General features: G+C 43.2%; 17 protein-coding genes. 10 read left to right on the top strand and 7 right to left on the bottom strand.

The window, feature by feature from the left end; genetic code table 11:
- Window positions 1-62: 62 nt before the first annotated feature.
- Window positions 63-2,057: a DNA primase gene (gene dnaG / locus M472_RS41055; protein ID WP_021071863.1), complete on the bottom strand. Its 1,995-nt coding sequence runs from the start codon at window positions 2,055-2,057 to the stop codon at window positions 63-65.
- Between the two features lie 32 nt (window positions 2,058-2,089).
- A complete protein-coding gene (locus tag M472_RS41050; protein WP_021071862.1) occupies window positions 2,090-2,284 on the bottom strand; it encodes a PLDc N-terminal domain-containing protein in 195 nt (64 codons plus the stop codon).
- A 189-nt stretch (window positions 2,285-2,473) separates the two neighbouring features.
- Here M472_RS41050 and M472_RS41045 point away from each other — a divergent pair, with 189 nt between their 5' ends.
- From M472_RS41045 to M472_RS41035, 3 genes are all read left to right on the top strand, one after another.
- Complete coding sequence (locus M472_RS41045) at window positions 2,474-3,859, top strand: nucleotide sugar dehydrogenase (RefSeq protein WP_021071861.1); 1,386 nt, start codon at window positions 2,474-2,476, stop codon at window positions 3,857-3,859.
- 131 nt (window positions 3,860-3,990) lie between these two features.
- Entirely contained in the window at window positions 3,991-4,368 is a 378-nt protein-coding gene (locus M472_RS41040; RefSeq protein ID WP_021071860.1) for a hypothetical protein, read from the top strand.
- A gap of 70 nt (window positions 4,369-4,438) precedes the next feature.
- Window positions 4,439-4,774: a hypothetical protein gene (locus M472_RS41035; RefSeq protein ID WP_021071859.1), complete on the top strand. Its 336-nt coding sequence runs from the start codon at window positions 4,439-4,441 to the stop codon at window positions 4,772-4,774.
- A 111-nt stretch (window positions 4,775-4,885) separates the two neighbouring features.
- Here M472_RS41035 and M472_RS41030 read toward each other — a convergent pair whose 3' ends face one another.
- Entirely contained in the window at window positions 4,886-5,482 is a 597-nt protein-coding gene (locus tag M472_RS41030; protein WP_021071858.1) for a TetR/AcrR family transcriptional regulator, read from the bottom strand.
- A 416-nt stretch (window positions 5,483-5,898) separates the two neighbouring features.
- Between M472_RS41030 and M472_RS41025 the strand changes: the two genes are divergently transcribed.
- On the top strand, window positions 5,899-6,408 hold the full coding sequence (locus tag M472_RS41025) for a GNAT family N-acetyltransferase (RefSeq protein WP_021071857.1): 510 nt from the start codon (window positions 5,899-5,901) through the stop codon (window positions 6,406-6,408).
- 89 nt (window positions 6,409-6,497) lie between these two features.
- A complete protein-coding gene (locus M472_RS41020; protein ID WP_021071856.1) occupies window positions 6,498-8,963 on the top strand; it encodes a phosphocholine-specific phospholipase C in 2,466 nt (821 codons plus the stop codon).
- Between the two features lie 71 nt (window positions 8,964-9,034).
- Here the strand turns inward: M472_RS41020 and M472_RS41015 are convergent, their stop codons facing one another.
- On the bottom strand, window positions 9,035-9,454 hold the full coding sequence (locus M472_RS41015; protein ID WP_021071855.1) for a nuclear transport factor 2 family protein: 420 nt from the start codon (window positions 9,452-9,454) through the stop codon (window positions 9,035-9,037).
- 583 nt (window positions 9,455-10,037) lie between these two features.
- On the opposite strand from M472_RS41015, the gene M472_RS41010 reads away from it, so the two are divergent.
- From M472_RS41010 to M472_RS40995, 5 genes are all read left to right on the top strand, one after another.
- Window positions 10,038-10,616 (top strand): RNA polymerase sigma factor, encoded by a 579-nt coding sequence (locus M472_RS41010; protein ID WP_021071854.1) that lies wholly within the window; start codon window positions 10,038-10,040, stop codon window positions 10,614-10,616.
- 115 nt (window positions 10,617-10,731) lie between these two features.
- Window positions 10,732-11,916 carry a FecR family protein gene (locus M472_RS0123120; RefSeq protein ID WP_021071853.1) on the top strand — a complete coding sequence of 395 codons (1,185 nt, stop codon included), beginning with the start codon at window positions 10,732-10,734 and terminating at the stop codon, window positions 11,914-11,916.
- 169 nt (window positions 11,917-12,085) lie between these two features.
- The gene (locus tag M472_RS41005) at window positions 12,086-15,406 is read left to right on the top strand and encodes a TonB-dependent receptor (protein WP_021071852.1); all 3,321 of its coding nucleotides are present in this window, start codon (window positions 12,086-12,088) and stop codon (window positions 15,404-15,406) included.
- Between the two features lie 18 nt (window positions 15,407-15,424).
- The gene (locus M472_RS41000) at window positions 15,425-16,876 is read left to right on the top strand and encodes a RagB/SusD family nutrient uptake outer membrane protein (protein WP_021071851.1); all 1,452 of its coding nucleotides are present in this window, start codon (window positions 15,425-15,427) and stop codon (window positions 16,874-16,876) included.
- Entirely contained in the window at window positions 16,863-18,002 is a 1,140-nt protein-coding gene (locus M472_RS40995; RefSeq protein WP_022829442.1) for a metallophosphoesterase, read from the top strand. The genes M472_RS41000 and M472_RS40995 overlap by 14 nt, the downstream gene beginning before the upstream one ends.
- A gap of 54 nt (window positions 18,003-18,056) precedes the next feature.
- Here the strand turns inward: M472_RS40995 and M472_RS40990 are convergent, their stop codons facing one another.
- The 3 genes from M472_RS40990 to M472_RS40980 form a co-directional block, all read right to left on the bottom strand.
- Window positions 18,057-19,751 carry a hypothetical protein gene (locus tag M472_RS40990; protein WP_021071849.1) on the bottom strand — a complete coding sequence of 565 codons (1,695 nt, stop codon included), beginning with the start codon at window positions 19,749-19,751 and terminating at the stop codon, window positions 18,057-18,059.
- A gap of 180 nt (window positions 19,752-19,931) precedes the next feature.
- A complete protein-coding gene (locus M472_RS40985; protein WP_022829441.1) occupies window positions 19,932-20,807 on the bottom strand; it encodes a phosphodiester glycosidase family protein in 876 nt (291 codons plus the stop codon).
- A gap of 21 nt (window positions 20,808-20,828) precedes the next feature.
- On the bottom strand, window positions 20,829-21,980 hold the full coding sequence (locus M472_RS40980; RefSeq protein WP_021071847.1) for a YdcF family protein: 1,152 nt from the start codon (window positions 21,978-21,980) through the stop codon (window positions 20,829-20,831).
- Window positions 21,981-21,990: the final 10 nt, after the last annotated feature.

The raw sequence follows: 21,990 nt of genomic DNA, 5'->3' as shown, positions 1-21,990 counted from the left end.
ATTTACATCCTATAAACTTAGAAAAAAAGCTTTGTTTTGAAGAATGATTTTAGGAAAAGATTTTATTTGACAATGGTGTTTCCCAAGAGGTTTCCCAACATTTGCTCCCCCTCTTTTAATTTCTGGTATTTATGCAGTGCTATTTCCATGTCTTCAGGCCCTAGAGGCTGTTTCAATTCTTCCCTGATCTTGTGCATCTCGGAGGCAAATTTTCGCTTTTTGATCCGGTATATCGCTTGTATGACAAGCTCTTTCAGATGTTCTATCTCCCTGGTCACATAGATCTTTCGCTTATCATCATTCCAATTGGGACTGATCTCATAGCGCGAAGCAATACAGTCCACAGCAAGATTGGCCACGTCACTATCCTCATGCCCAATAAAAAGCTTCGCTTCCGGCACCTCAAACTTCTCCGCCTGCTTCTTGAATATTTCGACAATCTTGGCACTTGCCTTATCGTCAAATGTCAGATCTTCTATACTTCCGAGCAGATAGGGAGCTACTGGAATATCCCCATCACCTTCCCAACTCACCAGCTCTCTTCCATAGTTCAACAAAATCCGAACAATTTCTCTTTCCTGTAAGATCTCTGCCGTAATCGCCGTCTCGACGACGGCATCAGGCAGCCCTGCATCAGAGCGTTCCTGCTCTGTCAAGAAAAAATCCGCCGGAGGCATATCGCCCTCGGGGCCAAATGATCCTTGCGAAGACGGTGCTTTAGCAGCTGCCGCCTTTTTATCTTGTGCTTTTGCTCTATTGATTCGGATTTTATTCAGTTCGGTCAACAGCACCCGTTCTTCTATATCCAGCAAAGAACTACATTGCCGTATAAAGACAGATACTTTGATTTCGTCCGGTATCAAGGCGATACTCTCCACCACTTCCCGGATTACTTCAGCACGTTTGATGGGATCGTCCTTAGCATCCTTGAGCAGAATATGAGTCTTATAGAAGATAAAATCCTCTTGATGAGCCGCTAGATATTCCATAAATGCGGTAGACCCCACCTGCTTGATATAGGAATCCGGGTCATTCCCATCTGGGAATAGGAGCACTTTTACGTTGAGCCCTTCTTCGAGCAGCATATCCGTTCCTCTGAGAGAAGCTTTTATTCCCGCCGCATCCCCATCATAGAGGATTACGACATTCTTGGTAAAACGAGATATAAGTTTGATCTGCCCTGTCGTCAATGAGGTCCCCGAAGAAGACACGACATTTTCCACACCGGCCTGATGCATAGCGATGACATCGGCATATCCTTCTACCAGGTAACATAAGTCGGCATCCATCACCGCCTTCTTGGCATGATTCAGCCCGTATAGAACGTCTGATTTGTGATAGATCTCACTTTCAGGCGAGTTGACATATTTAGGAACCGATTTTTCCGTTTTTAAGGTCCGCCCTCCGAAGCCGATGATTCTTCCCGTCAGATTGTGGATGGGAAAAATGACGCGCCCCCGGAACCGATCGTACAAGCTCTTGTCATCGCGTTCTATGGCCAGTCCGATATCCGAGAGGTAAGCTTCATGGAAACCGTCCTTTTTTGCAGCATCCACCAAGGCTGTCCATTGGTCGGGGGAGTAGCCTAAGTCAAACTTCTTAATGATGTCTTCCCTATACCCTCTTTCCTTAAAATAAGATAAACCTATCGACTTGCCCAGGTCGGTCTCCCACAGGTGCTGTTTGAAAAACTTGCCAGCCCACTGACTCAACACATAGAGACTTTCACGTTTGTCTTGCGCAGCCATCTGCGCAGGAGTTCTTTCGACTTCCTCAATCTCTATGCTGTACTTACTCGCTAGATAACGTATAGCTTCCGGATAGGAAAACTTTTCCAGCTCCATGACAAACTTGAGAGAATCTCCACCTGCCCCACAACCAAAGCACTTGTAAATACCTTTGGCAACGGATACGTGAAAAGATGGTGTTTTCTCGTTATGAAAGGGGCAATTACCAATAAGTGAAGTTCCTCGCTTTTTAAGATCGACAAATTCTCCTACGACCTCTTCAATCCGTGCAGAGTCTAAGACCTTATCTATGGTTTCTTTTGTAATCAACTATCCTCCCCCTTTTTAATTTTCCTTCTAGACTAATCCACTTTTACTTCATTCATAAATAGATACACCAATCCTCCGAATACCGGAATTATTATAATCCCTAACATCCAAAGCATTTTATTTCTATTCTTGACATGTACATTCACCATACATTTGTACAGTGCGAAGAGTGGCACAAGAACAACTATTATTCCAAACAAATAAGTAAAAATCTGTTGCACATCCATACTCAATGACTAAAGTGACTTCCCATCAAAATTAAAAATTAAAACTTAGAATCTCTCATATTTGAGGTAAAAGCATAAAGAGGTCAGGTTATAAAGAAGCCAATTAACAGTTTTACTTCTTTACGATTTCAGGACGTTAGTATTTCGCAATTAATTAGCTATTTTTGTGCTTCTAAAACTTGGTGAGAGATGGCTTTTACAATAAAAAAAATATGCTGTATTGGTGCTGGTTACGTAGGCGGTCCTACGATGTCGGTCATCGCGCAGCAATGTCCCGATATACAGATTACCCTAGTCGATATGAATGCGGAACGTATTGCGGCCTGGAATGACCCTGATCTGGACCAACTTCCTATCTATGAGCCCGGCCTCTCCGCCATTGTCGAGGAAGCACGCGGTCGGAACCTCTTTTTTTCGACAGATGTAGAGGCCGCTATTGAAGAAGCTGACATGATATTTATTTCTGTCAACACACCTACCAAGAACTATGGTAAAGGTAAAGGAATGGCAGCAGATCTAAAATATATTGAACTCTGCGCACGGCAGATCGCAGCTGTTGCCACATCAGACAAGATCGTCGTAGAGAAATCTACACTTCCTGTACGTACAGCTGCTGCATTAAAAAGCATTCTACATAACACAGGATCAGCAGTAAACTTCCATATCCTTTCCAATCCTGAGTTTCTGGCAGAGGGCACAGCGGTGCAAGACCTTCTAAATCCAGACCGCGTATTGATCGGGGGAGAAAATAAAGATGCTATCCAAGCACTCGTAGATATCTATTCGAGATGGGTAGATACAGATCGTATTTTGACGACCAATCTCTGGTCGTCCGAACTTTCAAAACTGACTGCAAACGCTTTCCTTGCGCAACGGGTCTCTTCCATAAACTCTATCTCTGAGCTCTGTGAGAAAACCGGTGCTGATGTGCAAGAGGTAGCTCGCGCAATAGGAATGGACTCGAGAATAGGATCTAAATTTTTAAAAGCTTCTGTCGGCTTTGGTGGTTCCTGTTTTCAGAAGGACATCCTGAACCTTGTCTATATCGCACGTACTTACAACCTTGATGAAGTAGCAGATTATTGGGAACAGGTCATCCTTATGAACAACCATCAAAAACAGCGTTTTGCGGACAATATCATTCAGACCTTGTTCAATACCGTCAATGGGAAAAAGATTGCCATACTGGGTTGGGCATTCAAGAAAGACACGAATGACACCCGGGAATCCGCTGCGATATACGTAGCAGACCATCTGCTCAATGAACAAGCGGACATTCATGTATATGACCCCAAGGTTCCTTCCGAAAAAGTTTTTGTAGATCTAGAGTATCTAAACAGTCGTCCAGCGGCGGAAACAAGACGCCTTGTATCCGTGAGCGAAGACCCTTATGAGGCCTGTAAAGACGCTCATGCTATAGCTATCCTTACGGAATGGGACGAGTTCAAAGAATACGACTGGGCTAGGATCAAACGTCATATGAAAAGCCCTTCTTTTATATTTGACGGCAGAAAACTGCTTGATCGAGTAAAACTAGAAGAGATAGGCTTCATATATTATGCCATCGGAGAGTAAATTTTCTACACCGAAGGCACCTTGATTCATCTTGGAGCAGCTTGTATTACGTAAATATTTCATTTCAAATGCATTGCATATTCACTTGAATTTACGTAAATTTATAGCTTAAGAACCAATAAATAGTGCTAATGAAGCATATTATTTTTGTTGACTCCATCTGTATCGGGATTTTCCTTTTCCGCTGTTTTATCTTTGAGAACGATAGGCAAGAGATTTGTTTCGGCATCTTCCTTGACGATCATACCGCACCCCTTATCTGGTTTGAGCGAGAGGGGGATGATACCGCATCCCTCCATACCAACGATGAGTTAACACAGCTCATCAACACGCGTACACAGTCTGACAAAGAGACTCGAAAAAGAAATTTCAAAAGCTTCCTCCAGTTTGTGAAAGATAGCGAGCGTATTGCATCAAAAATGGTATTCAAGGGTCGTAAGGTCGAATACCTGAGCAAAAGCCAAGACCTGAGCAAGATCAAGAAAGACTACGTTAATAAAGTGGACTAGGGCGATTACCCTATTGAACTATTTTTTGTTATCTTTATTTAGTCAAGTACAGTGAAACAAAACAGCTATTATGGAAAACAATAAAACCAGGTATTCTTATGACACACTAAGTCAAGCCGTCAACGACTTACAAAAAAGAGGCTACACACATGATTTCCTAATTCCTGATGAAAAAGAGTGTATCTATTGCGCCAATAATTCACTGGAGCTTTCTCCAGACGAATTTCAGATCGACGAAATCTATCGTTTTGAAGGTATGACCGATCCAAGCGACGAAAGTATTGTATTTGCCATCGCTTCCAAAGAACACAACATCAAAGGACTTGTAATAAATAGTTTTGGAGCTGATTTCGGCTATCGATCGTCCAAATTGGTCGAAGATCTTTACAAAAGATCAAGGAAATAATTCATTATTCCCACCTATTTGGTTCTGTCAACTTAAAGCGTTTTTTCCATTGGCATTTGTACTACAACGGAAAAAACGCCAAGCATATCGGTTATACTATCCGTGATATCTTTATTTGATATTCCTCAACACTCTTTCTAAAGTAGCTGATACTCGATTTGCATCTTCTTCTTTATTGATATCCAACCCACAAAATAGACTGCCATTAATTGTAGCGTGCATGGATAGGTAGTAGATACCACTCACTAAAAGGGCTATCAGCGGCTGTACATCTTCTTTAAAATTCTCTTGCTTTACGATCTTTGTCAGCAACTCATTCCCCACTTCATCCCGTTCGTCAGCCAGCTTGGACAGTATTTCATTTTTTTCACTCAATTCCCAGATCAGTAATTGAGTAAGCAACTTATTACTTTTCATCTCTGAAAACTGTCTCTTCAGCACTTCGATAACAGCATCCCAACTTAATTCTTTTGGTATTTCTTCAAAAGCTTCCGACAGCCAAAAATCTTTACTTCTCAGGAATGCATTATAAAGTCCTTGCAGGTCACCAAAATGGAAATAAATCAATTTTTTATCTACGCCAGAAACCTTGCTGATGTTTTCGACTTTCAAAGCGACGAACCCCTCATTAGCCAATATATCTTCCACTGCCTGAAGCAGTTTACGCTTGGTCGACTCTGATTGTAGTGTCTTTTTATTTACTTTCATAACATAAATATACTACTAAATATCTTTTTATCAACCCCCCATCAAAATGCGTTCTCGTCTCACGCATCATGCTAATAAGATGTTTTAAGAACCGATTTTCATAGGAGGTCAATTCCCTTATTCACATTAACTATTTATTATATTTAGGATAATTAAATTCAATTATAGGGTAATTGGGGAACACATTCAGTTCTGATTGTTCTGTAAAAAAACATTACTATTTACCTGAATAACGCATATATAAAAAATAGTCCTGAAGCAGGCGCTCAGGACTATACAAACCAATTATTAACCTAAATTATGAAATTTCTGACTTAACTATCTATATAACGTCCTACTCCACCATTTATTATACGCAAATAAAAAAAAGATATCCGATCGAAAACCTTATTTTTATTGTTCAAAGAACAAAACACATGATTAAAATCGTAGAAGCTCGTATTCGTGACATCCCCACTATACAGGCCTTAGCAGAAGAAATATGGCCGATTACTTTTGATAAAATCCTGTCGAAAGATCAAATAACCTATATGATGAAGATGATGTATTCTGATTCTGCTCTTATTAGCCAAATGGATAATCTTGGCCATCGCTTCCTATTAGCATACGAAAACAATCGATCTGTAGGATATCTTTCCTTTGAGCTCGACTACAAGTCAACCAGTAAAACAAAGATCCATAAAATATACCTTCTACCGGAGACACAAGGGCGTGGCCTGGGAAAACGCCTATTTAAAGAAGTGACAAATATCGCGCTACAGCATGGCAATGAAACCCTATCCCTCAATGTCAACCGGGACAATACCGCAGTGGGCTTCTATAGGCAGATCGGCTTCGAGATTGTGGGCGAGGAAGACATTGCGATCGGCAACGGCTTTCTAATGGAAGACTTTATCATGGAGCGCCCCATCCAGACCATCGGATAAATCGGCTTTCATTTTTAATAACAAAATCTATTTAGGTAATGTTGAGCTGTATTGACACCAAAGTAATACATCATACGCAATCAATTTAAATGGAAAGCAGAAGAGACTTTATAAAAAAAGCAGGGCTATTGGCAGGTTCTTTTGGACTATTCCAAAGCTTACCACAGGCCATACAGGCTGCTCTAAAAATACATCCCGCGGCGGGAAGCACCTATCTTGATGCAGAGCATATTGTTATGGTCATGCAGGAAAACCGTTCTTTTGACCATAGCTTCGGCAGCCTTCGCGGCGTCAGGGGATTCAATGACCGCAGAGCTGTCAGACTGGCCAACGGCAATCCTGTATGGCTGCAATCGTATAAAAATGGGGATACGTATGTCCCGTCTCGGTTGGATATCAAGAACTCAAATGCCGCTTGGACACGTGACCTCCCCCATTCCTGGGAAAACCAAATTGGCGCATGGAACCATGGCAATTTTGACAACTGGCTTGAATCCAAGCGGTCCGGAAATAAACTTTACAGAGACCTCCCTTTGACGCTCGGATATTATACGCGTTCGGATATTCCGTTTTACTATGCCTTTGCTGATGCGTTTACGATCTGCGATCAGCATTTCTGTTCCTCCATTACGGGCACGACGACCAACCGTCATTTCTTCTGGACGGGGACCTGTGTTCCCGAGAAAGGTGCCAAGCCCCTTGTCCGCAACTCGGATGTCTATTTTAACCGAGAGGCCCATTGGCGGACATTTCCGGAGTTGCTTGAAAAAAAAGGTATCAGCTGGAAGGTCTATCAAAACGAGGTGAGCATGCAGACTGCGCTCAGTGGTACCGCTGAAAGCTGGCTCGGCAACTTTACCGACAATAACCTGGAATGGTTCAGCCAATATAAAATACGGTTCAAGAAAAGCCACATTGACTTTTACAAACGGCGTATCGAGGAGCTGCCCGCAGAAATCCAGGAGTTGAAGACCACACTTGGCAACCGTAATGACCAAAAGCTGCGACAGAAAATCGAACAGAAGGAACAACAGCTGCTGAGCTTTGAAAAAGAATATGCACAGTATAACGCCGAAAAGTTTGAAGCGCTGGATGATCGCACCAAATCTCTACACGAACGAGCCTTTCAGACCAACGAAGGTGACCCTTACTACCATGACGTACAAACCGTCGAATTTGAGGGGCAGGAAATGACGGTTCCCAAAGGAGATGTACTGCATCAATTCAGAGCAGACGTACGCCAGGATCAATTGCCTACAGTATCATGGCTTGTAGCACCTCAGCATTTTTCAGATCATCCCAGTGCACCCATGTATGGGGCTTGGTATGTATCCGAGATCTTACAGATTCTTACGGAAAACCCAGAGATTTGGAAAAAGACAATATTCATACTTAACTATGATGAGAATGACGGTTACTTTGACCACATCCCTCCCTTTGTCGCTCCAAAACCAGGAGACCCCAGCACAGGGATAACCAGTCCTGACCTCGACTACACGTCCGAGTATGTAACCCGCGAACAAGAACTTGCCTATGGTATAGCCCCTGCCTATGCAACCGAGGGACCCGTTGGCCTGGGGTACCGCGTTCCCCTGATCATTGCCTCTCCCTGGTCCCGTGGTGGCTGGGTCAATTCTGAAGTCTGCGATATTACCTCTACCATCCAATTTATCGAGCACTTTGTACAGAAAAAGTTCAAAATCGACCTTGTAGAAGACAACATCAGTACATGGCGTCGGGCCATTACCGGAGATCTGACATCGGTTTTCAGACCCTTCCAACCCGAGGAGCAAAAGCTGCCGGTCTTTCTCGATCGCAATCAACAGATCTCGGACATCAACAGGGCACGTGAAAAACCTATCCCCAACAGTTTCAAAAAACTAAGTACCGAAAATATAAATGCCATACGCCAAGGCATCAACACGAACCTGCTGCCTCGGCAGGAACCAGGCACAAAGCCCTCCAATGCCTTGCCCTACGAACTCTACGTACAGGAACAATCTGACGGACAACAGTTGACACTGCACCTTTCTGCCGCTACAGATTTTTTTGGTTCCAGCGCGTTAGGAGCTCCATTCAATGTATATGCCTATGGACATAAGCGAGAGAATGCCAACTGGGCATTTGCTGCCTCCGCAGGAAAAACGGTTTCCTATCAGTGGAATTTGGGTGAATTTGAGCAGTCCCTTTATCACCTCGCATTACATGGCCCCAATGGTTACTACAGAGAATACCGGGGCGATGAAAAATCACAGTCAGTAGAGATAGAGCAACGCTATGCAATTGCCTCTTCCGAACTTGTTCTCACCATAAAAAACAAAAGTCGTCAAGACCTCAGACTGGAACTTATCAACCATTATGAAAACGGAAAAAGCAGGCCCATAAGGATTGCACCATCCAACCAGCACACGGCCAAGATCAGTACCAAGAAAGCACAGCGCTGGTATGATGTAGAAATAAAATGCCTCTCTCCATTACCATCCTACAGCAGACGTTATGCAGGTAGAATAGAAAATGGAGAAGCTGGTACAACAGATCCATTAATGGCTGTGTAAGCCCACAAAAAGAGCCTGTCCGTATTTACGGCGCAGGCTCTTACACAATTTGAACAAAAATTACCCAGTTCCTATGGGTAGGTCGTTACCACTTTACTCACCTTCCAGCTGTCCGCCTCCTGACTCAAGGTGACATAGTCGACACGAGTAAAGGTTTTGAATTTCATAATTACCTTAGCTACGCAAGCTTTACCACACTCATCCAATATTTCATAGCTGGTTTCGCAATCGTATTTTAGTCCTTTGTTAGCTTTTAGAAATGTCGTATACTCTCTTTTTCCATAGCTTTTACGATCCACGGCATTCATATACTGAAAATCATCTGCAAACAGATATTTGTTTAAGTCTGCACTCCCCGAAGTTGCAGCTTCCAAGTATGTCATTATAATCTTAGCAGTATTCATATCTTTCAGGGGATTTGCGTTAGCAAAAGAATTCAGGGATAGCATCATAATAAATGCTGTGGCGATTGTTGTGATAGTCGTTTTCATTGTTTTGTATTTTTAATTTTTTAGGGTACTATTACCTGTACGTTATGTCTATTATTTATCTTAACCAATCGTTCCTCTACATCATCGCAATCGCTCCTGATTGTTTTGTTACACCAAAGGTATAACGCTACGCTCAGGCTACGAATGGTGATTAGACCAGAACATCGATTTTCTCGGTAAAACTGTCCTCTTTTTCGGTCAATTTTCCAGTATACATTTTGCCGATAACCAACATATAATCATGACTATTTTATCGTATGCCATTCTTTATCAAGCGCGACACCAAAAACATAAACAACTGAATACATGAAGAATAAATAAAAATGACAGATTCAACACTGTACGATATTGAACATAGGACTGTCCAATAATGGGCAAATAGTATGCAGTGCAACAGGATGTGACATCTCCCAAAAGTCCGGCGTCAAATCCAATATTAATTTTAGGTCAAGTTTACTGGCTCCATTTGGGAATATAGAAAGTCTTTTCTAATTTAGACCCTTACACAGATAGCCTCATGCCCATAATAGACATATTTTACACACGCAACAGGCGGTACTAACCTATTTATGTTTGAAATCATATGACAGAATCTACATTGATAGAGCACCTTAAAAGCGATAGTCAAGAAGGCTTTGTGGCAATCTATAATAGATTCTATACTCCTCTTTTGTACTTCATTTCAAAATATGTCAAAAAACCGGAAGTCGCAGAAGAAATTTTGGCAGATGTCTTTGTTACGGTGTGGAATCGGAGAATGGACTTTCACAGTATGGAGAATCTTCAAGCTTTCCTTTATATATCAGCAAAGAATGCTAGTCTAAATACACTACGCTCTCCTAACAAGGTGACTTATTTAGAATCTATCACTTCATTTGAGAATTTACTGATAGAGGATAAAGACACTTTTACCCAAATGACTTATGTGGAGCTTCTTCAATCTATTTTTGAGGAAGTAGAGCGCCTTCCTAACCGCCAGAAGGAAGTGTTTAAGCTAACCTACCTAGAGGACAAGACTGTAGAGGAGATTGCGCAGCAACTCGAAATGAGTCCTACTGCCGTCTATGCCAACAGATCACGCGCCATAAGTTCTCTCCGGCTCGTCTTAAAATCAAAAAACGACATGGTACTCATCGCATTTGCAATTCTTATCAACTACTAAAACAAGAAACAAACAAACTCATAATCAACCACATAAAAATTAATTAAAGTTTTTATGTAAGATTCTATTGGCTACTGTGTTTTTAATGCAAGTCACTGTTATTAACATTCACGACATGCAAGAGACCACATATCGCGTTGACCTTCTTAAGAAATATCTCAAGGGAACTATACATCCGGACAATCACATAGAACTAAAAAAACTATTTGAAGAATATCCCGATCTTTTTGATCTGGTACACCGCCTAGAGGACCCAAGCCATCTACAACAGGCCTTACAAGAGTATCGGTATTTTCACAGCGCACACACTGTACATCATAAAGAACAGACGCTCCAAAACATCCTCCATCGCATCGAAGAGGGGCCCAAGCAAGGTGTTCGATCAGGTACCTATCGAGCTTTGCTTCGCTATACCGCCGCAGCCTCCATACTTGCAATTCTTTCCATGGGCATCTGGTACCTGTTGAGCCGTCCGAATCTAAATCCCGATCTGCAGGCGCTGAAAGAGGCTGAAAAGCTAAGCCCAGGGAGCAATAGAGCGACCTTACTCGCAGCTGATGGATCAGTCATCGAACTCAACGCCTCACAGAGCGGTATTGTTATAGGCGATCAGATCACTTACAATGACGGTTCTCTATTGTTAAAAGACATACAGGAAGAAACGGTACAATTAACATTATCTACCCCAAAAGGGGGGCAGTACCATGTCACTTTACCTGATGGGAGTAAGGTTTGGCTTAATGCCGATAGCCGCTTGAAATACCCCAATCGATTTACCGCCCCGCTTCGGGAAGTTGAGTTAGACGGAGAAGCTTACTTTGAAGTCACTTCCAACCCGAAACAACCTTTTATCGTTAAAACCCCTAACGAGCAGGTCGAAGTACTGGGCACCCATTTTAATATTAATTCCTATCGTAATGAAGAAGCTTCCAAAGTAGCCCTCTTAGAAGGAAAAGTACGTGTTGTCGCAGACAATAGACAATCCAGCACACTGCATCCCGGACAGCAGACATTCTTCAGCAATAACCAAATGGCAATTCAGAATATCAATGCAGAGGAAAGCATCGCCTGGAAAAATGGAGAGTTCACCTTCAACAATGAATCTTTGGGTAGCGCGATGAGGCAGGTTGCAAGGTGGTACGATATTGAAATCGAGGTCGATCCATCGTTGAAGCAACTTGCACTTTGGGGATCTGTATCTCGATTAGACAATTTTGACAAAGTATTAAAAATAATTAAAATGACGGATGACAATATTAAAATCAGGATCGAAGGGAGGAGGGTTAAGATCATGAGATAATTCGGACAAAAAACAAGAAACTTTGATCTGTTAATTTCAAAAGATACCGGAGAAGGTGGCACTTCCCCGGCTTTCGGCTCAGTATCAAATAAAATCCATGTAATCGTTTATTAAAAAACTAAACCAATCAAAAGTAATGAAAAATAAGCTTTGTAAACACCTCATTATTATGAAAATGATCGTTGTGCTACTTTTGATCACCGTTGGCCAAATCCAGGCAGAAGGTCTGGCCCAAACCGTGAGCATTAGAAAGAAAAACAGCCCCATCACCGACATCTTTCGGGAGATCAAGAAACAAACCGGCTATACCATACTGAGCAAATCAGAGGTTATCAAAAACACGCCATATGTTGACGTGAACTTTAACAATACGGAGCTGAATAGTGCATTGAATACACTCCTGAAACCACTGGCACTAACCTATGTAATCGACGGCAAGTCCATCGTAGTCAAAACAGCTTCAGCAGAAACGGCAAACTCACACAAACAAACAACATCATTTTCTGATGCCGTATCCCTACAGCAGGATACCCGAGGCCGGGTGACCGACCATCAGGGGAAAGCCTTGCCAGGAGTCCTCGTCGCTATAAAGGGCAAAAAAACATCTACTGCAACAGACGACAATGGTAATTACCACATCGCTGCAGAACGTGGTTCCACCCTGACATTCAGCATCCTCGGATACGAAAAGAAAGAAATAGAAGTCAATTCATCAACAATTAATGTCAGTCTCCAATTTGTCGAAGCTGATCTAGAAGAAGTCGTGATTACAGGTTATGGTACATTTAAAAAATCAGACTATACCGGCTCCGCCTCTACGATTAAAACCGATAGAATGAAAGATATCCCAGCGGTAGATTTTTCGACTATGTTACAGGGAAATGCACCTGGTGTACAGGTCAATTCGCTATCGGGTCAGCCTGGTGGATCCACGAGTATCCGCATCCGTGGCATGGGTTCGATCAACGCTTCCAACAGTCCTTTATATGTTATCGATGGCGTACCCGTCATGTCCGGTAATATGGCTTCGAGCAGCTCTAATAATGCTGGTTTTGATGTCATGTCTACGCTCAACAACTCGGATATCGAACAGATTACCGTTATTAAAGATGCTGCTGCCGCTTCGCTATATGGTTCACGTGCTGCTGGAGGGGTCATCTTGATCACTACCAAATCAGGAAAAGCTGGTAAACCGACATTTTCAATCCGTGGAGATTATGGCGTATCCAGCCAAGCCACTGATTTTAGAGAGGTAATGAGCGGACCTGAACGTCGAGCGATGCTATTAGAAGGACTTCGTAATAAGGCACGTTACACCGATAAGCTGACCGATGAGACAAAAATCGAAGAATATGCACAAGCCAATATCGACAAATATGCGCCTGAGCCTTGGAGCGGGTGGGCAGATTGGAAAAAAGAACTGTTCCGTGATCAGGCACCTTTCAAAAATGTAGATTTTTCTGCATCTGGCGGAGATAGTAAACTATCTTACTACAACTCTTTGTCCTACATGAACCAAACTGGTCTCTCCTACCAATCTGACTTTGAAAGATTCTCAGGCCGTCTGAATGTGAAGTATAAGATGACGGACAAAATGGAGGTAGGTGCCAATATTCTCTATTCTAACGTTGCTCAGGATGTCAATGCAGAGGGCGGGACCTACACTTCGCCTATATACGCCTCTAGACACAAAATAACAGGATCAGAGCCCGTGTACAACGAGGATGGCTCTTTCTTTACGGATTTCTTCTCCAATGGGCCACGCAATCCTGTAGCAGCCTCCATGTACAATTTTAGGACAGAGAAAGCTAACCGCTCCTTCAATACGCTTTTTGCTAACTACAAATTTATCGATGGACTGGTATTCAACACCACTTTCAGTCTAGACAACACCACGACCAAATACAATTCCTGGTCCGACCCTAGATCTTCTGATGGAGAGAAACAAAATGGAGCATTGAGCTCTAGTTTCAAACAGTATAACCAGATTGTATGGAAGAATAGCCTTACCTACACGAAGACCTTTGCGGACAAACATAATCTAGATATCTTAGGAGGATACGAGATCAATAAATACACCCGAGAAGATCTAGATGGTGCTAAAGAGAACTTCCCTTCGGTCGATAAGATCGTTATGTCCAACGGTTCAGTTCTTAAAGACTTATCTGGATATACAAATGAGTGGCGTTTGCTGTCCTACCTATCCCGTGCCAATTATAATTACGACAACAAATATTTCTTAGGAGCCAGCATACGTGCAGATGGCAGTTCCCGTTTACACCGTAATAGTCGTTGGGGTAACTTCTGGTCCGTATCCGGAGCTTGGAAGCTGGGCAATGAGGATTTCATGCAGTCCTTACAACCTATTGTATCCGATGCTAAGCTTCGTGTATCATACGGAACCAACGGCACCTTACCGTCCAATTACTTTTCCTATATGGATCTGACCGGCTTTGGCTACCCCTATGGAAGCAATCCCGGCATACGCGAGTATCAGATCGGCAATCCATCCTTAAAGTGGGAAAAACAGAACAATCTAAATATCGGAATGGACCTACGCCTATTGAACCGTATTGACCTGACCTTCGAATGGTATAATAGACAGTCGTCCGATCTCTTAAACGATATGCCGACCTCTTACACAACAGGTTTCTCTTCTTACCTGACCAATATCGGTACGATGCGCAATACCGGGGTAGAAGTAGACATCAGTGCAGATATCTTGCGGGACAAAGCACTAAGCTGGACGACCTCCATGAATCTGGGAATGAATAAAAATAAGACTGTAGCTCTTGCTGATGGCAGCACCGAACTCCGCAACGGTACTTTGATACACCGTGTCGGACAGCCATGGTACAGTTACTACCTCGTAGAATTTGCGGGCATTAACAAAGAAACTGGCGTACCACAGTACTACATCAATGACCCGAACAAACCAGGGTCACGGGACATTACGGAAGATGCCAACGAGGCCAACCGAATTGCCTACAAAAGCGTAGACCCAAAACTTACAGGTGGTTTTACCAACACATTCCGTTACAAATTTATGGATCTTAACTTTACCTGGACCTATACCTTAGGTGGGTACTCCTACGACTCTGGTGCCAGCAAAACAGAACTCGCGGGAAAAACAGGATACGATAATATTCCACAGTACTACGAAAGACGCTGGCAAAAACCGGGTGACAACACCGACATCGAAATGTTTATGGTAGGTAATTCCTACGACATGAGCAGCGTAGCAAACACCCGTAGGGTACACTCTACCGACCACATCCGTCTGAAGAACCTCACTTTTGGTGTAGCTGTTCCACAAGAGTTTGCTCGCCGACTTAAAGTCAGCAACATACGGGCGTATTGTTCGGGAGTTAACCTATTAACATTCGCGGCCTACAAAAACTACGATCCCGAGATACCTAACGGTGGCAGCGTATATTTCGAGACCCCGAAGTTAAAGACAGTAACATTTGGATTGGACATTAAATTCTAACAACAAGATTATTCAGATATGAACTATATATTATCAATCGCATTTATTACCGGTCTGTTGTTCAGCAGTTGTGGCAACAAATGGTTGGAAGAGGCACAGCCCAGCATCTATACCGAGAGTGGCGAGGCGATCAAGTCTGCTCGTGAAGCACAATATGCCCTGAACGGTGTGTATGACATCCTGCGCAAGTACGAATATTATGGTGCCCGTATGACCTACTATGGAGATGTCACAGGCGAAGATCTGCAGGCCAATGGGGATACCAAACGCGCAGCCAAATATTATCTTTTCGACTTTAACAAAGACAATACCCCTTCTTCGCTATGGCAGGAGCCCTACCGTGCAGTACGGAATGTCAATGGTATCTTAGCTTTTGCGAATGGTCTTCCGGCAGAAGAGCTGAGTGAGGAATTGAAGGATATCAAAGGACAGGCATTAGCCCTACGTGCCTTGGCGCATTTTGATTTAGTAAAAGTTTTTGGTGTTCCATTTACCAAGGACAACGGCGCATCTCTAGGCGTGCCTATTGAAATAGAAAAGCATACTTCAAGCAGCAAACCTGCGCGCAATACGGTCAAAGAGGTCTACAATCAAGTAATAACGGACCTAGAGGATGCCAGCAAATTGCTCAGCACCGCTCGTAACAATGGCAAGATCAACCGCTTTGCTGCACAGCAACTGTTGTCGCGTGCCTACCTCTATACTGGTCAGGACCAAAAAGCTTTTAACACCGCCAGTCAAATGATCGAAGAAGCTCAAAAATCAGCGTCTTCCAGCAAAGGGCAATATGCGCTATGGAGCAACGAGGAATACAGCACGGTATGGTCCAAAGATTTCACCAGCGAGATTCTGTTTCAGCTGTCTGTTGTCAAAACCGAAAGTGGTCCAGGGAAAGAAGGGGTAGGCTATCTGTTGTGGCGCCAAGGGTATAATGACATCATTTTATCCGGCGACTACATGAACTTATTGAAAGCTGACCCGAACGATGTGCGTCATAAAATCATCACCAAATATACCAGCAAACAGGTGGATTACTATTACCTCAACAAGTACCCAGGCAACCCTGCAGAAGGTGAAACTCCGCAAGAGGCAGACATTCCTGTCCTACGTCTATCGGAGGCATACCTTATCGCTGCTGAAGCTGCTGTAAAAACCGGAGATAACACCAATGCGCTGAAGTACCTTAATGCTATCGTCAGTCGTGCAAACCCTGCTAAATCAGTATCGGGAACTGTCACTTTAGAGCGTGTAATGGACGAGCGCCGTAAGGAATTGGTTGGTGAAGGACACCGTTTATTTGATGCTACCCGTAATAATATGCGGATAGAACGCAAAGCAGCATCGCACAATTCGCCGCTACTCCGGGCAGAGACCAAATCCTTTGACCGCACGTATTTCAAGACTGTGATGGCTATCCCTCGTAGAGAAATCGATGCCAATCCAAACATTACACAGAATGATGATTATTAGAACAATCATCCAAAGGTATGTCCGCTGTACGTGCAGCGGGCATACCTTATGGATCACTTTTTTATTTAGCCTTTTCCATATCGGCGGCCTTACTGCCCAACAAAAAACGTTGTCCCAACATGATGGCCCTTATATTCTATACACCTCCGAGCAGCTTAATTTAATACGCGTTCGTGGCGGACAATTAGAAATGCAGCAAGAGATCGCCCCGACGTTTGAGGTCATCTCCGAGAAAGGTGATCACCGGTTTCAAGTCACATTGCACCCTATAGAAATCCCTAAGGCCACCTACAAACACAACAGCGACATTCTTGTGCTTTCTGATCCACATGGAGATTTCGATTCCTTTCATGCTGTGCTGAAAGCACATCGGGTCATTGACGAAAAGTATCAATGGACCTTCGGCAAAAAACATCTTGTAGTGATAGGTGACATCTTTGACCGTGGAGACGATGTCCTTCCCTTGTTTTGGTTGCTCTATAAATTAGAGGCCGAAGCTTCCCAAGCAGGAGGTGCTGTTCATTTTCTTTTGGGCAATCACGAGGAAATGACTTTACGAGGCAATCTTAAATATGCTAAGGAAAAGTACACCAACCTCGCGCAACATCTCGACATCAATTACCAAGAACTCTGGGACATGGAATCCGAACTGGGGCGATGGCTACTGAGTCGAAATACGATAGAAAAGATTGGTGACCATCTATTTGTCCATGCAGGATTGAGTGCCGATATTATCGGCAATGTCTGGACTATAAATGCCATCAATGATTCGACACGAGCGCACGTGCACCAGCGCAAGGAAGAACGGGAGCATTCTCCCGCAGCTCGATTCCTATTTGGCAGTAACGGCCCGCTGTGGTATCGTGGTATGGTACGGACAGATGAAAAATATAATCCATTGTCTACAGCTGATCTCGAACAAATCATGAAACAGTATGATGTAAAACATCTATTTGTAGGTCATACCATCTTTCCTGAGGTTACTTCATTTTATGAAGGAAAAGTCTATGGCGTTAATGTGAGCAATAAATCCAACCGGGAAAAAGGAGCAAGCCGCGGACTCCTGATCAAAGGAAACAAACGCTACCGCATCTATGATGATCCGAAGAAAAAGGAACGTATCTAATATAAAAGGAAGTGTCTGATGGGCACTTCCTTTTATGTTCAGGAATCGATCCTCCTACAACATTTTCCTTAGCCAGTCCGACTGTATACCCGTACACTGGATTATTCCATCCTCCAAGCTTTTCCAAATCGCTTTAAAATGAGGATGCTCCGGCACCCGTTTTCGATCCACATGCCCCACATGATATACCTCATTGGCATCTGGATTACTGTCGTTCAGTACAAATGAGTTTATAAAGAAGGATAGGACTCCCTTTTTGTTTCTCCTTTGATCATTACTCCTCTTCAGCAAGTTAACTTTAAAACCATCATACCTAAATTCAAATTTCCCCCAATTACGGAGATCATTCCCCTTCAAATCAAAATCAATCCGACGTATCTTACCCGACGCAATTTCCAGATTGACCAACGGCGTCAAGATCTTATTAAATGCGGGAGCCGACATGGGTGACAAGGAACCTTTATAGCTGTATTCACCATATTTACTGAGCATATCAAAACCAAAGTTTGCATGCAATTCTCCCTGCCCCAACAAAGCCGCTCGCAGATCAGCACGCATATACCTATCTTCCTCTAATTTTGCTGTATCATTCGTGACATTAGTCAATACACCATGCGTATCTCGAAAAGAGATAATCCCCTCGTCAGTTCCCGCTTTATTAACCTGTCTGTATTCGACAAGAACATTCTTTACAGTCACACTGTCTATACACAGCCGTTGCTGCAGTTTCATGATCTTTTGGTGTGGCCCCTCTCCAATTTTACTCACGCGTTCCTCCTGATAATGCTTATTCTTTTTAAACACTGTCGCTCCGTCATATAGATATAGCTTTTTGGCATACAGAAGGTCACTTGTAAAGAAACTGTTGAAATCTATTCCTTCGGCTCTTATCATATCCCAGTTCAAAAAGACCAACGCCTTATTCAGCTTATCCTGTCGAAAATACTTCTCCTCATCCCTTGCAGGCTTAATCTGCATTCCGTGGACATCGATATCACCCTGTTCACTGTCGAGTTTTAATTTATCAAAGGCCAATGTATAGATACTGCCAGGAATAGCCCCCTCAAATCCAGGTATCTCTAGAACGATCCTCTTGCTATAGAGTGTTCTACCAAACTCTTGGCTGCTCTCCTTATGGAGCATAAAGTCCGAAACCGACAAAGCGACATGTTCCATACGGGCTGTATCCCCTTTCTCCGTTTCCAGAAATTCCACATCGGCATCTTTAAGGTCTACCTTGCCAATCCAGATACCTTTTATACTACCCAACCGCTCATGGACCTCCTTATCACCTTCCTTTTCCTCATAAGGCAGTGCCGTTTTTATGACTTTAAGCTTCAATGAATCTATCCCTATAGATCGTAGACGGATCTCTTTGGCTGCCAATAATTTCCAAAAATTCAGATCAGCAATTTCCATTCGATGTATATAAAAGTCATAGCGATTGCTCTTGGCCGTATGCTGGCTTACCTGTCGGGTATACGTCCCCGTATCAGCTGTAAGCCTCAGATTACTGACCGCTGCAGACCCCGTCAATAGATTAATACTTACATCGCCAATGGCCACGTCATACAGTCCTTCCGATGCCGTCTTGACCTTGTCACTCAACTTCTGAACAATAATTGAGCGATAATTGTAGGACAGATACCAGCTGCCTATAAGGATGGTGAAGAAAATCACCCCCACTATGCCAATCAACCATTTGCTCCATTTTGGTAACACGAAATGCCTTTGTTTCTTCACTTCCATACCAAGAGAACAGGTCAATGGCTATTTGGTTCAGGTCTTATTAATTCCCCTATACCCTTTAGACACCTATTATGACAATATCACACCCTGTCTATTGATAAAACTAAATCCTCTAATAACAACAATTCCTGGATACGACTAGGCTATATCCAGGAATGTCTAATGGTTAGGTTGATTATATTACTTAACAGTAAAGACAGTAGCTACACCACGCTCGCCTTCATGATCGAATTTGCCATTATCTGAGGGAAAGTTGACCACCCCTTCTCCCTTCACCCAGGCTGTAGAAGATCCTCCTCCGTCGAGGTTAAGTGCTTGCGTACAGCCCAGTGCAGCCATCAGTTCAGAAAGTTGCGCAATGGTGAGTCCTTGGGATTGTGAGGATCGACCATCCACTACGACAACAATCATTTTATTGTCAGCCGTCACCCCAAACGCAGTTCTGGGGTGTCTCGCTGTATTAAAATCCACATTCAGCTGAGACTGTTGTTTGCCGTCCAATAGCAGCAACGGTCCTCCAGCCAATACAACAGGCTCTGCTACTGCAGCCCAACCCGAACCAGGCTTAGCAATCACCTTAGCTCCCCCTTTATTATCCAGCACCACTGCACCATTTTCCCGATAGGCACTAAATCCAGAAACCGTATTATTCACCAGGTTTCCGTCGTACTTAAAAAAAGTCGTTGACCCCCCAGTACTGGTATTAAAGTAACTGCCATTGAAAGCTACCAAGGCGTTATTTGCTGCCGCTGCGGTACTCGTCTTCAGAAAGCCCGTTTTTACATAAGGAATTTCGATATGCAGTCCTTTGTTCAAATCTACTTCCAGAATATTGATATATTGCTTAGAGTCAAAAATCTGTGGAAATTGATAATACTTCCAAACTATCCCTCCAGACACCTCTTTTTTCTTCCAATCGGCTTTTTCAAGCAGCTCCTTAAGCCCTGCCTTTTCAACATTCGAGTAGTCGTATGGCAACTGTGTTCCTTCCTCTTTCTTACTGCACGCAAAAACGAGGAAAAGCAACATTAAACTATATATAAAATTCTTTTTCATGCTTATCAAATTATAAGGTTATCATTTAGGATCTTCAATCCATTTTAACTTATTCGCAACAGGTGGGGCTATCACTTGCAAATCCTGATCTATTGCCATACGTTCCATGTTCCGATAAAGCGTCAGATTACCCGTAGAAGAATCCCCCATAGCTGCCGCTACATTACTTTTGCCCCAGGTAAAGGGCCAATTTCCAAAATATTCAGCTGCAGTTGTCTCTTTAACGAATACAAATCCCTTCTTTTCAAGCCTAGCTACCAATATCTTTTCATTAGCAAACAATAGCAGAGTGTTGTTCCAAAGTACTCCTGTATTAAAGGCACCCTTCTTCCAAACATCAGGCATTCCTGCAATCCAATTCGACCACACCAATTTCTCAGATACCTTTTTTGAACCCTTTTCCACTTTCCATAGACTGTCCCCATGGCGCACCCACCAAAATTTACCCCCATCGATAAATGCTCTTGAATGCGCAGCGTCCAATAGATTCAAAGAATGCAGCACATCCTCCGCTCGTTGTAAAGAAAAAGACCTATTGTCTTTATCGGTACCATAGACCATATTGTTTTGAAGATAATACAGGCTATCACCGACAGACCAACACGCCTCTGGCGTAAGCCAAGAGCCCCGCAGTACGAATTTATCATTGTCAGGCTGAGCATTAAAAATGCCCACATAATCCAATTTGTCCGTTGCTTTTGGCACAATATTACCTTCAATATAGAAACGCCCCACCACAGCATCATACTGTTGCAGACGTGCTGCCACAGCAATGGCATGCCAGTGATTGGATACTACAAAAACCGTATCTCCAGGTTGGATAATCTGTTGGTCCGATTCATCGCGCAAAATCCTACTGAACACATAATTTTGCACCGTTGTCTTCGCATTTTCCTCTTTGTATATCTTTTTACTTTCCACTCCGTTCCTTACCAATCCCTCCTGCATTGCTGTAGCCTCACAGATACCCGATCCATGTGCACCACAGCCACCGCTTACGATTATCTTTTGGATTGGCTGGGTGCGGTACAGCCGTGCCGCAATCGCTATCCGCTCGTTCAGCACGTCCACGTCTGCCGAGCCCAAGACCAACATAATGGTCTTGGGATTGGCAGCAAAGCCCAATTCAAGCAGGAAGCCACCACATAACAGAAACAAAAAAAGCTTTTTCATAGGTGTATAA

This window comes from Sphingobacterium paucimobilis HER1398, assembly GCF_000416985.1.
In the GTDB taxonomy this organism is placed as follows: domain Bacteria; phylum Bacteroidota; class Bacteroidia; order Sphingobacteriales; family Sphingobacteriaceae; genus Sphingobacterium; species Sphingobacterium paucimobilis.
Note: the sequence above shows the minus strand (reverse complement) of the source record. Positions and strands in the feature narration are given on the sequence as shown.